Here is a 13,945-nt window from a genome sequence, read left to right as displayed (position 1 = left end):
CCTTACCGCTTCGCCTTATAAAATTCATGATACAGCTTCATGAGCGCCCGCTTCTCAATCCGCGACACATAGGAGCGACTGATGCCCAGCTCCTTCGCAATCTCCCGCTGCGTCCGCTCTTCCCCGCCAAGCTCCAGCCCAAACCGTCCGACGACGACTTCCTTCTCGCGATCGTCTAAAATCTCTAAATTCCGGTATATTTTACTCTTCTCTATCTTAAGCTGCACTTTATCTACGACATCGTCAGCCTCTGTGCCGAGAATGTCGATCAACGTAATTTCATTCCCCTCTTTGTCCGTTCCGATGGGATCATGCAAGGACACATCTTTGCGCGTTTTCTTCAGCGAACGCAAGTGCATCAAGATCTCGTTCTCGATACAGCGAGCCGCAAACGTCGCGAGCTTGGTCCCTTTGTTCGGCGAGAACGACTCAATGGCTTTGATCAATCCGATCGTCCCGATCGAGATCAAATCCTCCAAATCTTCTCCTGTATTGTCGAATTTTTTGAGGTTGTGAACACGAAGCAACGTAAATTGGTTTAACATATTGAAAAGCGACACCTTTGGACTAAAATGAAGTCCTTGACTGCCGCTTTTAATAAACTAGGATATTAAGTTGTCGTGACCGTAAGTAACCCTTTTAAGGCATGCGGGAATAGAAGAAATAATTGAAACATTTTACCATTTATAAATCTACTGCACGCATACTCCACAATTCCCTGGAGATTGACCATTCCAAGGCTCAACGGGTCGACACCCTTACATTCCTCCCACAGAATGATGATATTTTCTTATGTATGCTCGCTTGTTCGCAGGATTTCACATCTCATAGAGGGATCGTCATCTTTTCCCATATCGCTCCATATCCTGCACAATGCTCCATGCTACCATTGGTGGTTCTACCTCCCATAACTCAACGGGTCATAATACCCTGTCATTCCATCGTTATACCTGTCCAAGAGATGGAGACTGATCTGCTTCGTTCACGGGTCTGTGCCCTTAAGGAATGTGAATCCAGTACTCTGGTGCTTTCTTTCTTTGTACAAAATCCTGCGAACAAGCCAACTTACGTCTTTTATTAAGTTAATTACTGTTGCATATCTCACGCAACAGACAAAAAATCAACGCTTATTCCCAATAAAGTACATAAGCGGTGAGCTTTTAAGATTTCATTATCGTTTTCTTCAGAACATATTCCTTCGGTGTTAACTCATATTTCTTTTTTTAATAGTTTATAAAAATAACTTTCATTTTCCATTCCGATCTTCTCAATGATCTGGACGATGGTCCCTTTCATCAAAAAAAGTTCATAGTCAATCACGTTTCCTTTAACGTATACCGCTGAGTAACCCATACTTTGGTTATGGGCAAATGAAGTGCTGGCATCCGCAAAAATATGATAGTGATTATGAACAAGGACAGGAATGTAACAAAATGGATGAGGGGGAGAAAATTGATCTCCCCCCAGTGTCATGCCTTTATTCTACACTTGAATTGCTCTACTTTTGTGTCAATACATATTGAGCGTCTCGCAGCAAATATTCAGTCGCTTCGCTTGAGATGTGCTTCCCGCTTTGAGCCTTCACTTCATTCACAAAGCTGTTCAGATTGTTTTTCTCCAATTTTGCCTGCAGGCTATTGGTAATACCGGCATTATCGATCCCATTGTTATTAGCAAAGCGTGTCACCAATTCCTTTAAAGTATCGATGCTGGCTACCGTCGTAAACTGAACGGTCTTGCTTACGTGGTTGCCGGCCAAGTCGATGGACGATACAACAAGCGTATGTTGCCCAAGCGGCAACATATAAAGCGGGATCGCCGTTCCGATTTGGTAAGAATACGTATCCAGCGTCACCGTCGTCTTGCTGCTGTCCACACCCGACAAGATATCCGTCAGTGCAATCTGAGGCGTCAAATCCACGGAATCTTGATAAATGCTGTTATCTCCCGGTACGGCCACCTCGACCACAGGGGCGGCTGAATCCAGATTGAAGCTTACCGATTTTCCTTCTTCTTGATTGCTGGCGTTATCCGTGGAGCGGAAGTTTATCGTATGTGTTCCGCCTTGATCAAACGTTAACGGCGCTGTGTAAGACTTCCACGTAGTACCTCCATCCAGACTATACTCCGTCTTCGCTACTTCCGACAGATTGTCCACAGCGTTCAGGCTTACCGCAATCGGATGCACGTACCATCCGTTCAGTCCATCCGGCTCGGCAGGTGTTATCGCTGCTTTTGTCTCAGGAGCTTTCTTATCGATGCTAACGGATACTGTATGCGCTTGTTCTATGTTGCCTACTTTGTCTACGCTCCAATATACAAGCTTGTGAACTCCTTCTTCTGACAATACGACGGAAGTTCCCGTTTGCTTAGCGCCATCGTCTACCGTGTTGTAGGTATTAGATACACCCGATACGTTATCGATTGCGCTTAAGGTTACCGTGACATCTTGATTAACCCAACCGCTTGGCGCATTGTCCGTTGTCGTTGGTGCTTGTTGATCAACTCCAGCATTTATCAATTGCGTTACTTGGTCCTGAGTCAACGGACCGCTAAATACGCGAACTTCGTCCAGCAGTCCACTGTAAGCTTCTCCACCGGATTCAGCGGCTCCCAGCATGATTTTACTCGTTGCGATCGGAAGCGACCCGAGATTCGTTGCATCGCTTGCCACTACCTTACCGTCGACATAGATCTTCAACCCCAATGCGTGATCGTAGGAAGCCACATAATGATGCCAGTTGTTATCGCTGTAGGTCCATGGAAACGATAGCAATTTAAGATTGGATGAACCATTGGGCCAATAGGCCACTTGAGCTGCACCCCCGCCTGTCCACTGTAGGGCCGTGAAACGCTTATCTTGACGGAAAACGCTCGTGTAGCCGGATGAAGGCTGAGAAGTCTTGAACCACAACGACACGGACTCGTCACCCGTTTGATTCAAAGTTGCCGAAGGGTTGATCTCAGCCCTTGAGCCGCCGCTGAAAGCAAGCGCTCCGCCGATCTTGCCCGAATTGGTCCAAGTTGGGTTGTTAACCAGAGTCCCGGTGTTGCCTTTGCCTGAAGAATCGCCGACGGTTGTACCGGAGCCTTCATCGAACTTCCAGTGTGCTAATAGTTCGGCAGGCTTTACAGATACGCTAATGCTTGTTGTCAAAGGTACGTTGTTCGGGTTTAGGACTCCAGTAGGCAACGTTACTTCTCCTGTTACGGTGAAGGTCTGCGCCGTCGTGGCAGTTGGATCGTAGTTTGCACTATTTAAATCCCAATTCACACTGGCATTCACATTTCCTAAATCGGTTACAAGCACTGCATTTACGGGCAATCCAAGAGCTGCTGCTGTCTTTGCCGTTCCGATGTTCACTCCTGTAATGGCTGCAGGCGCTTTAATGCTGACAACTGCTGATGGCGCCGTATTGGTGACTACAACTTCATTTAAAACGAAATGTTTCCACGTTAAGTTTGCGTTATTGATTTTAATCCGAAACCCTTTTTTGTTCGTAACTTGTGGAAAGAAGATAGATTTCGTTTGAATTCCAGAGTCAGACTTGTAAGTCAATGTGCCGGAAGTAGCGACTCTTGTCCAGTTCGTGGAACCGTCATCGGATACCTCCACGTCAAAGTTCGAAACACCTTGGTCTGAACAGTAAGCACATGAGATATTGACAGTATTGAACGTTTGCCCTGACGGCCACGTCAATGTGTAGTATTGCGGGAGCCCAGGTGAATCCGTGCTCACGTAACTTGTATTAGAATCCCCGTCTATCGCTTTACCCGGCGAATATTGTACATCCCCTTTGACGGAGGTTGCGCTTGCTGTAGCCAGTCCGGCCAATCTGCCCACAAAAATTTCGTTGATGGCAAAATGATTTGACGATAAGTTAGCGCTGTTGATTTTGATGCGTACATTTTTCTTGTTCGAAACTTGCTGAAAACCGATTGTCTTCGTTTCATACCCGGAGTTTGATGTGTAAGTTAATGCGCCTGATGAAGCGACCGTCGTCCAATTCGTGGTACCATCATCCGATACTTGTACGTCAAAGTCCGTAATTCCTTGACCTTGACATGAGCCACAAGTAAGCATGACAGTGTCTAGTACTTGTCCTGTTGACCATTTCATTGTGTAATATTGCGGGAAGCTGGGTGAATCTCCACTCTTGTAACTACTATCTAAATATCCATCTAAAGCTTTATCCAGCGAAAATTGAGGGTCGCTGCTGACACTCGTAGCGCTCAATTTTAGTGTAGGATCCAGGTTTAAATTATTCGTATACGCTGTGTTGACTGTGTCGTTGTTTGTAAGCCTCATTTGTACCGTGTTGGTGTAGCCGTTAGCTATCGAGATCTTTTTTTCAGAGAAATTGTCACAGCACTGGTTCTTCGTCGCGACCGCCCATAAGTTATTGATGTTCAACCTCGTATTGCTTCCATTGATCTGAGCCCTGATTGAGCCTGTCCCATCCCCTTCGGCACGGATCCGGATGTTGGAGTCATTCAAAATCAAGGAACCGTAAACGAAGTAAGTTTTGGAGCTTCTGAAGTCGTTTGTCCCCCGATCACCAGGATCGTTGTTTCCGAATTCCCCATAGCTTTTCTCGTCAAGCGACCATGACCAAGTCGGCAGTATTCCAAAAGTATCCTTCTGGGATGCTGGCTTGTGTTTGGCTGCCTGTCCTACGTTGCGGCCGATATGATCCGACGGATAAGACGTCCATTTGCCTTTTCTCAGCCAAGATAGAGTATCCGCATTGCCCGTAACGTCATAGCCCACGCCTACTTCCGAGTATTCGGATGGAGGATTCGCTACCGTATAGGTTGTACGGATAAGTCCTGTCCCGTCAACACGGATGACGAAGGTAGCTCCGACAGTGCCATAAGTACCATCAATCGTTATGACGGCTTCGTTATCGACGGTGGAGCTATTTATCGATCTGAAAGTCCAGGCTGAAAGGGATGCCTTCCCCATATTCAAATACGGCCCACCTGTCAATACGGTACTGCCACTGTATATACCCGACGTGATCATGCCAGTACTTTTGCTGAACTTAAGAACATAATCCGTTCCCGTCACGGTCAAGGATGTTGAATCTTCCGTAATCGCCGGAGCTGAACCAGACGGTTCAGCAAAGCTATAGAGAGGTTTGCCTATCGTCAAGTTATATTCGTTTTCCAAATAGCCCTGCGGATTTGTAAACTTCAAGTTGAGGACTTCCCCCAACTTCCAGTCGCGGGCTGGAATAGTAATCGTCCCAGTCGCGCGCGGATCGATATTCGCATTCACGGTTCCCGAGCTCGATCCGACATTGTAAGTGATATTCATCTCACTCATATTAGTAAAATCGTGACGATTTTCTACATTAAAGATCAGAGGCTTATTCGCTCCAGGATTAGCCAATGCATTCCCAGTAATTTTATTGGGACTGAATACTTCTTTCACATTATAGTATTCCGGCTTTTCACGGCCCCATGCATCCATTGTGGTACCCCAAGTGGCGTTTACACCGTTGGTACCGGCCGCCTGAAACGAAGCATCCATCACTGACCACAACGCACCACCGAGAATACCCTTATTAGCGTACATGCCGTTCCAATAATTCGAGAGATATTCGCCGTAATAATCCCGAATTCCCGGATCATAAGCAGGTTCCACGTAAAAACCGTGAGCAAATTCATCGTATATCGTCGGTTTCGTAGATGATGGCGAACCAATTTGATAATGGACGCTATAAATGGAAGTGTTTACACCATTGTAGCCCCAGCTATGTTTATTCGGACGAGTCGGATCTTCCAGTTTGATGTAATCCAACATTTTCGTCATATTGGTACCTGCATTACTCTCGTTGGCAATGGACCAGTACAAGATGCTAGGATGCGTTTTGTCGGCTTCAACGTTTTCTGAGAATTGGGTCATATATTCCTCAGTTTTTGTCAGGTCGTTCGCCGTCGCCCCAACAAACATAACGGATGTCTCATACTCAACGAAAATGCCCAATTCATCTGCCATGTCTAGTACGCTCTCAGGCGGCGCCATATGCGCAGTTCGAATATAATTGATATTCGCGGCCTTCAATTTCAATAAATTTTTCCTATGCTCTTCATCTGATGTACGGAACCCTTCCGTTGCATAGGTGTGTTGATAGTTAACGCCATGCAAATTGACCGGTTTGCCGTTTACAAGCACTTTTTGACCGCTCACCTCAATTTTACGGAAGCCAATCTTTTTAACAATCGTCTGAGTCGTCTTGCCATCGACGACAAATGTGCCAGTCAACGTATACAGATTCGGGTGCTCGGCATCCCACTTGAGAGGAGCGGTCACGGGTATGGAGACGCTGCCTTCTGGATTAGATGAACTGATGGAAATCGAGCTCTGAGAAAGCGCAACTTCGTTGCCGGATGGATCCTTCAATGAAAGATTGACGGTTGCATTCGATCCGCCATTAAACACGACTCCACTTTCTACCTTTAATGTCGCATTGTTATAATTAGCATCCAGATCCGTCGATGCCTGAAGCCGCATTGCGTAGTCCTGAGGAGCCGCGTACAGTGTCAGATCCCGTGTTATGCCTCTTTGATGGAAAAACGATACTACCGCATTCTGCGCAGTAACGCCGATCGTAACCGATGCGTTGGAACCAGGGGTCACATAATTCGTAATATCCGCATCCCATTGAGAGAATGCCCCTGAATGTGTACGTACCAAATTGCCATTCACCCATACCCGGGCATAGTTGTAAGCAGCTTCAAACCGAATAAATATTCGTTTCCCTGCAAATTCGGACGGGATGGCAATTTGCTTCTTGTATGGAAACTCTTTATCTTTATCTGTTGTACAGCTAAGATCTTTTGAACAGAAATCCACAAACCCTTTGATCGCCAAATCGCTTGGAATTTGAACGTCTTTAACATTCGGCCAAGTCGAAGGATCGGACGAGTTATCCCAGAAATTGGTCGGCGGCGTTTTTGTAAATTTCCAGGTGCCATTTAAACTGACCTTAGGCGTCGTAACATCCGTAACACTATCTGGCAGCGGTGGGACAACCGGTCTCGGCCAAACAGAGTTAGCGCTTGCAACGCTACATATCATTAGCAACGTTGCAAAAAGAATAATGGCCAAGAAAGGTATGGAACTTAGTAGTTTTCTCATTGTTTACCTCCATTATTAATAATTAGCCTCCGGGAATTAAATATATTCCGTGTCTGCTTTGGTATTACGGCCAGGGTCTATTATTGTTTCACCTCGAAAATCGAGGTAATAACAAACCATAATCTGTGAACCGGTGTGAAACCTCGCGCATATCCATTTTATGAAAACCGTTTTTTTGGAGTGCCCTTATGATTCCTGTACCATTTTTAATGCCTGTCGAGTTGTACAGCCTTGCTCATTGCGGTAAGCGCTCCCACGTCCGTAAAGTCCAACTTTTCTGTTTTACTGTCAGGCAGCTGAACCGACCGTGCCAGCAGAGTTGTTTTAGAATCTAGGTTGTGGGTTGTACGGTGACTTTCCATCCCTATATCGCCGACATCAACCACATCCGCACCATATGCCGCAGTTTGCTCATTGCTTATTTGTGAAAATGATACCTGAGAATGTCGGCCTGCATTTCCCAGTAAAATATCGCCCTTGAAACCGCCTCAATAGACCTTTATATTCACTTCAACTCCTTCCTCCATTAGTTTTAAAGGACTCTCGTACATAGAAAAGATAATCACTTCTTCCATAATTCGCTCTATCCAAATGTTTTCGGCGGTGCAATCCATTCTGCAAGTCGAACAAAAAGAGTGAGGCATTTGTTCGCCAAGATTAGGAATAAACTCCTATTCTATAGGTAACTTGGCAACCTCCGTATGAATTTTAGCTTATATGAGTAAAACCGATGAATTCATCCATGATACCGTTATCTTCATGTTATACCCCCCTTTCTTTTAGTTAGCAACGTTGTCTATTCGCTCTAAAGACAGCGCTTACATGACAGTTATTACCTGTTTGTTTGCCTCATAAATAGTCTAATACTCCTGCTTGTGGAGCCCCATGGTTATATAATTTAAATCTAAGGCTAAGCGCTCAACTGATTGGACGGAAAATAAAATAGCCCGTTACCAAAAGGAAGGCCGAGGCCAAGGGAAATTCAGTCTTGACCTTCCATGGCTTTTAGCCTATTACATCCTATTCGACTGTAAAGTCATACGGAATCGATACTTCATATTGTCCTCGAACCACATCGGGAAGTTGGTGCCCCAAGAATTATTGTGCAGATTAAAATGAAAGCCACCCGCGAGTGGAGCAAACGTATTGTCAAATTGCAGCAATCGTCTTTCACCCAGGCAAACTACAGGCGCATCCAGTGTCTCAATCACGACACTTCCATCCGCACCTTCATAATAAAGTCCTGTATTCACAGCGTGCATATTCCGATTTCCGTTCTTTACTACCGATAACGGCGAAATCCGTGTACCCAGTTTATCCATCATCCACATGTTTGGATTGTCAACGCAAGGGACAAATGAGAACCAGCTCGCTTCTGGCAAACGGCATGCCGATTTATCCATCCAGTTCAACTCCAAATCGATGTTTACATCGTCATGATGGAACGTGTACACGATCTCGAGCTGATGAGGTGCGCCATAATGCTTGCTAGCATCGGAAGGCATCTCCAATTGAGCCCATACTTTGTCTGCGTCCGCTCGCCTTTCCAATTGAAGATTTCTTAGAATCGGAGAGTACTGCTTATGTTCCGGAGCAGGATCTGCATATTCAATTCCGGGCTTGGCATGATCGGGAATCGCCCAAATATAATTCTTTTTCATGTCAACCGTATATTCCTTAATATAGCGGTCGTAGTTTTCTTGGCCGAACGTTTCATATCGGTAGGCAGCCAACCTATTGCCATCATTTGCCCATACTTTCCCATTCGGATCTACCAGATGATCGATCGAACCGTCAGAAGCGAAGCTAACTCGAAATTTCCCTAACGTATAGCATCGGTTCATTTCAAGATTTTCAATGTTTTCGGCGTCATTTGAATGAGATGAACGGACAGGGTTCAGGCTGTCTAGCACTTCCTTTGCTTCGATTTGCAATTCCGAACTTAGCGCTGACACCGCCTGATCCAGATATGCGCGCTGCTCCTCCCACGAGCTTTCAAAGTGCCGATAGCTGCGCTCCACCTTTCGCCCAAGTCGATTAAACGTATCATAATGCGGACCTTGAACATCTTCATCCGTATATTGATCCTTCGATCTCGCCGCCGCAAAATCCGCTGCAGCGTAATTGACGTAATCCGCCAAATAGGTTTTCTCATCCAACCCCCAAGTATGCTCTGCGATCAACATGAGACGATTGCAAAACTTGCCGTAACTTTCGCCATTTGGATCTAGAGAACCCATACCTACCCATTTATCCCTTAATCGAAGCAGCTCCCGGTAGCGTGCCACTTTGAGCGGATCGGAAGCCGTGCCCTGGATCCACGAATCACCTATTTCCTCATTAACGACCGGAAGCACATGCTTACATTCCAGCAACTTTTCGGCGAATGCGTCCAGTGTTGATGCAGCAATTTCCGCTCCCGGGTAATCAGTTTGCAATCGTCTATACAGCAACTCTATATCTTCTAAGGAAGAAGGACCGTTATTGTCGCCTGTGTGGGCAAAATAGAGCGCATCCTCAAGTCCCTCCACTTCCAGAGCTTGACCATAATCACCGGCATAGTTAACGATCAGCTCGGAGCCGTCGCTCGACTTCCAAACAAACGCTTGCGGGACGCACGGAGGCTTGCTGGAAGGATTTACTCCTATATGCAAATAACGAATTCCGAAACTAGCCAATATAGGTACGATGCCGATCGTATGTCCCGGTACATCCGTCATTTTCGCGGCAATGGTCTTTTTCCCGAATCGTTGATCCAACTTCTTGGAAATCGACAAGCCATATTCGAGCAGTGTTTTATCCATCAATTCCGTATGGGTTGTAAAAGGAAGACCGTGCCAGGCAATTTCTCCTCTGCTAATCGCATTCTCCATTCGGATCTGCTGCTCTTCCGACGCGGATTGCAAATATTCCTCGATCAGCCAAGACCCAACTGTCCAAATAAATTTCGACCGTCCGTCATCGCATGCCATCCGTTCAGACAATGATATGGCTTGCGGAATAAACGTATTCATGTACTTGTCAACCACATTAGCCGCAAGATCGGTAAACCCAATATCCAAATGCGTTTTAAAAATAACATGTACTTTATTAACTGAAGTCATAATTCGGCTTCCTTCTTTCATTCTTTCACAGAATCGAGCACGACCCCGTGAATTAAATATTTTCGGAAAAATGGCTTACGCGAGAAACGTGAGCGCGATCGGCAGCGTTCTCATGTTATGACATATCCGCTGAAATTACGCAAAAAAATGAATGACCAGCATCTGCATGGAGGTATAAGCAGAATTACAACCCTAGTCCGGACAACCGTACTAGGGCATTATTCATTTCATTTATTTTTGTGCAGACAAGTAAGCATCCAGTTGTTTTTGATATTCATTAAGAACCTTGTTGATCCCGGCATCTTTCAATCGCTTCAGCAATTTTTCTTTAACCGAGGAGTATTCCACAAGGCCGCTATACAATGGGACCTGATATTCTTTAACAATGGCGGTTACTTTGGCTATTTCGTTCTTCATCGGCTCGGAATCTACGCTAAAGCCGATTAAATTGGTTTTAATGGCCCCGTTATCCCAGTTCTTAATAACATCCAATTGCGCTGGCGTAATGTTCTTGCTGAACTTGGCGTATCTCATATCCGTCCAAGCCCAACTGATCGGCAGGTATTGCTTGTCGTTTGCGATTCCATCGTAGGAAGCGCTGTTGCCGTCTAATTTATAATTTATGCCTTCTACGCCGAGGGAGAACAGGTTATAGTTTTCTTTGTTGCTGTGAACCCAGTTCACGAATCGAACCGCCTCTTTAGGATGCTTGCTCGTCGAAAATACGGCCAATAAGTTGTCTACGGAGTTGAAGATGTATTTCGGTTTATCGGATTGGAATTGAACGAATTCGATTTCCGCTCCGGGTACACTCGCCACTAGACCATCAATGGTCTCTGTAGGACGAAATAAATTCGATGCTATGGCAGCAGTTTTGCCATTACCGAAATCTTCCTTCGCAGCGATAGGATCTTTCGGGGTGTATCCTTTGTTATACCATTCATGGGCCTTGTTAACTAAATTAGCGAATGCTTCGGATTCATAAAGATTTTTGAACGTTAAAGGCTGTTGCGTAACATCAATGTAAAAGAAGCTATTGAATAGGTCTCCATTCGCGTAATAACTAGGTAAGTATTCACGACCGAGTCCAGTCGTGTTAATGCCTAATGGGATCATTGTCGGTTCGTTCGCTTTCACGGCTTCCAAATATTTATCGAAATCTTCGAGCGTTTTGATTTCTGGAAGGTTGTACTTCTTGCGCAAGTCTCCACGAATCTGGAAAGTATCATTATTTTGCGCGACTGGTACTACCCGAGGTATCGCATAGATTTTCCCACCAATTTTGGCGCCTTTCCAGACATAGTCTGGCGTGTTCTCCTTTAATTGTTGTCCGTCGCTATCCAAATACTCATCTAGTGGCAATAATACGTTCTTGGCTACGCTTTGCGGCAGATTTGCAATATGGGACCATGTCAAATCGAAATCTTCTCCGCCAGCGACGATTAAGCTTTGTTTATTCCAATACGTATCCCATGGAACAAAAGTAAAGTTAAGCTTAAAGTTAAGGCCATCGGCTTTCATTTTCGTATCAACCGCAGTTGATACAGCATCCAAATCCTTCGGAGGATCTCCCGGGAATAGAATTTTTAACGTTACTTCTTCGTTCGCTAATGCGGGCGCTCCAGAAGGTGCTGCTCCTTCATTTTTATTGTTATTACCGCCACAACCTGCAAGCATCGTTACTGCTAGAATTGTCGTAAGACCAATGCCGACTAACTTTCTTTTTAGGCCTTTCATACTTTCACTCCCTTTGTATGTGTCTCATATATGTTGACCAGCTTTGTCGCCGGGATCAACCTTTAACGGATCCAATCATGATTCCCTTGACGAAATACTTCTGCACATAGGGATATACGAGAATAATCGGGCCGATTGCCACGAGGAACATGGCGAATACCAACGTTTCGGATGGTAGTTCAACTGTTGCGATATTCGTATTCATGCTCATAAACTGAATCATCGAATTAATTCGGTATAACAAAAATTGCACTGAAAATAAGCTGCGATCGTCTATCAACCATAGAGGCATTATGAAATCGTTCCAATAAGCCAAGGAAACAAACAATCCGATCGTCGCCAGGATCGGTCCCGATAGAGGAGTAATGATCTTGAAGAACACGTACCATGGGCCAGCTCCATCAATTTCAGCTGATTCCGATAATGCCGTTGGAATCGTTTTATAATAATTGCGAAGCAAGAAAATATTGAAGGGACTTACCGCCAGCGGAAGAATATAAGCAAGTATGGTGTTCCTCAAGTGAAGCACCTTCGTCAAATTCAGGTACCATGGGACGAGCCCTGCGCTGAATATGATCGGAATGAAGATAATAACAGCGATTATGTTGCGGTATCTTACTTTCGGTATGGAGATTGAATATCCAAGCAACGTTGATACGATCAATGAGAATATCGTTCCGACCACCGTGACAAAAATTGTAATTGAATAGGCCTTAAACACAACGCCGTCCATGAATATAACTTTATATGCAGATAGCGAGAATGCGTCTGGGAAGAATTGATACCCATTCATGAGAACCGACTTTTCACTCGAGAATGACACGACGACAGCCAAGACAAACGGGACTATCGTCAATAAACTAAATAGGATAAGGCTACCGTAAATCAGACAATCCATTAAACTCCATTTGTTAATAGTATTGCTTTTCATTCCATTCACCTCGCTTCTGATTAGAACAATGATGAGTCTTTATCGTATTTCTTGACGAGCCAGTTGCTCCCTAATACAACGATAAAGCCTACAACGGATTGACACAGGCCAACTGCGGTCATCATGCCGTATTCTCCCCCCCCAGTAATCATCGACCGATAGATATAGGTGTCAATAACATCTGTCGTCTCGTATAACAATCCGTTATTCTCAACGATGGCATAGATTAACGCAAAGTCACCGAAGAAGATTCTGCCTATGGACATTAAAGTCAAAATAATAATAGTAGGGATTAGATTCGGAATTAAGATATAACGTATCTTCTGCAAGCGGGAAGCTCCGTCGAGAGATGCCGCTTCTAGCATTTCTTCGTCTATTCCGGTTATTACGGCAAGGTAGATAATCACAGTATATCCAACGTTTTTCCATATGTTAGTTGATACGATGATCTTCACCCAATGCTCGGGGTCCGTATACCATTGAATCGCATTTCCATTAGAGGCTTGAATGAGCTCGTTTACGAGACCATGGTCATTGCTAAACAACAATAGGACTAGTTTCCCTACAATGGCGAAGGAGAAGAAATAAGGGATAAACATTATGCTTTGAAATAACTTTTTCATCAATCGATTCTTCAACTCATTGAGCATAAGTGCGAATACGACGGCCAGAATCGTTCCCCATAAGATGTAGTTAAAGTTAATCCATAACGTGTTCATGGTAATCCGCAGGAAATCTCCGTTATCCAAGAAAAACTTGAAGTTCTCGAATCCTGCCCATGGACTTCCATAGATCCCATCCATAGGATTGAAGTTTTTGAAAGCGAGAATCATTCCCGGGTAGGGAAGATACGCAATGGCGATCAACACCGCCAAACCCGGTGCCGCCATTAAATAATAGGATCTGTTCTTCCATAATTCAGCCAGCATACCGCTCTTCATGTTCATTAGATTCACCTGTCGTCTTTGTTTTCTACACTATAATGGCTATTAGATCAGTTGAATATCGTCAAATATTGAGGTTATA

At 44.8% G+C, this 13,945-nt stretch carries 6 protein-coding genes; all 6 read right to left on the bottom strand.

Going from position 1 to position 13,945, the window contains the following annotated elements:
* Positions 1–2: 2 nt before the first annotated feature.
* A complete protein-coding gene (gene sigK, locus GC102_RS21555; RefSeq protein ID WP_171691315.1) occupies positions 3–545 on the bottom strand; it encodes an RNA polymerase sporulation sigma factor SigK in 543 nt (180 codons plus the stop codon).
* Between the two features lie 953 nt (positions 546–1,498).
* A complete protein-coding gene (locus GC102_RS21550) occupies positions 1,499–7,147 on the bottom strand; it encodes an OmpL47-type beta-barrel domain-containing protein (protein WP_171691314.1) in 5,649 nt (1,882 codons plus the stop codon).
* A 1,013-nt stretch (positions 7,148–8,160) separates the two neighbouring features.
* Positions 8,161–10,251 (bottom strand): DUF5054 domain-containing protein, encoded by a 2,091-nt coding sequence (locus GC102_RS21545; protein WP_171691313.1) that lies wholly within the window; start codon positions 10,249–10,251, stop codon positions 8,161–8,163.
* Between the two features lie 231 nt (positions 10,252–10,482).
* Positions 10,483–11,988, bottom strand: coding sequence for an ABC transporter substrate-binding protein (locus GC102_RS21540; RefSeq protein WP_171691312.1), 1,506 nt, complete (start codon positions 11,986–11,988; stop codon positions 10,483–10,485).
* A 55-nt stretch (positions 11,989–12,043) separates the two neighbouring features.
* The gene (locus GC102_RS21535; protein ID WP_171646746.1) at positions 12,044–12,919 is read right to left on the bottom strand and encodes a carbohydrate ABC transporter permease; all 876 of its coding nucleotides are present in this window, start codon (positions 12,917–12,919) and stop codon (positions 12,044–12,046) included.
* Between the two features lie 20 nt (positions 12,920–12,939).
* Positions 12,940–13,866, bottom strand: a complete 927-nt coding sequence (locus tag GC102_RS21530) for an ABC transporter permease (RefSeq protein WP_171646744.1) — start codon at positions 13,864–13,866, stop codon at positions 12,940–12,942.
* Between the last annotated feature and the right edge of the window lie 79 nt (positions 13,867–13,945).

This window comes from Paenibacillus germinis (assembly GCF_013141785.1).
GTDB lineage: Bacteria > Bacillota > Bacilli > Paenibacillales > NBRC-103111 > Paenibacillus_E > Paenibacillus_E phytorum.
The sequence above is the reverse complement of the archived record's forward strand: the minus strand, read 5'-3'. Positions and strand labels throughout refer to the sequence as shown.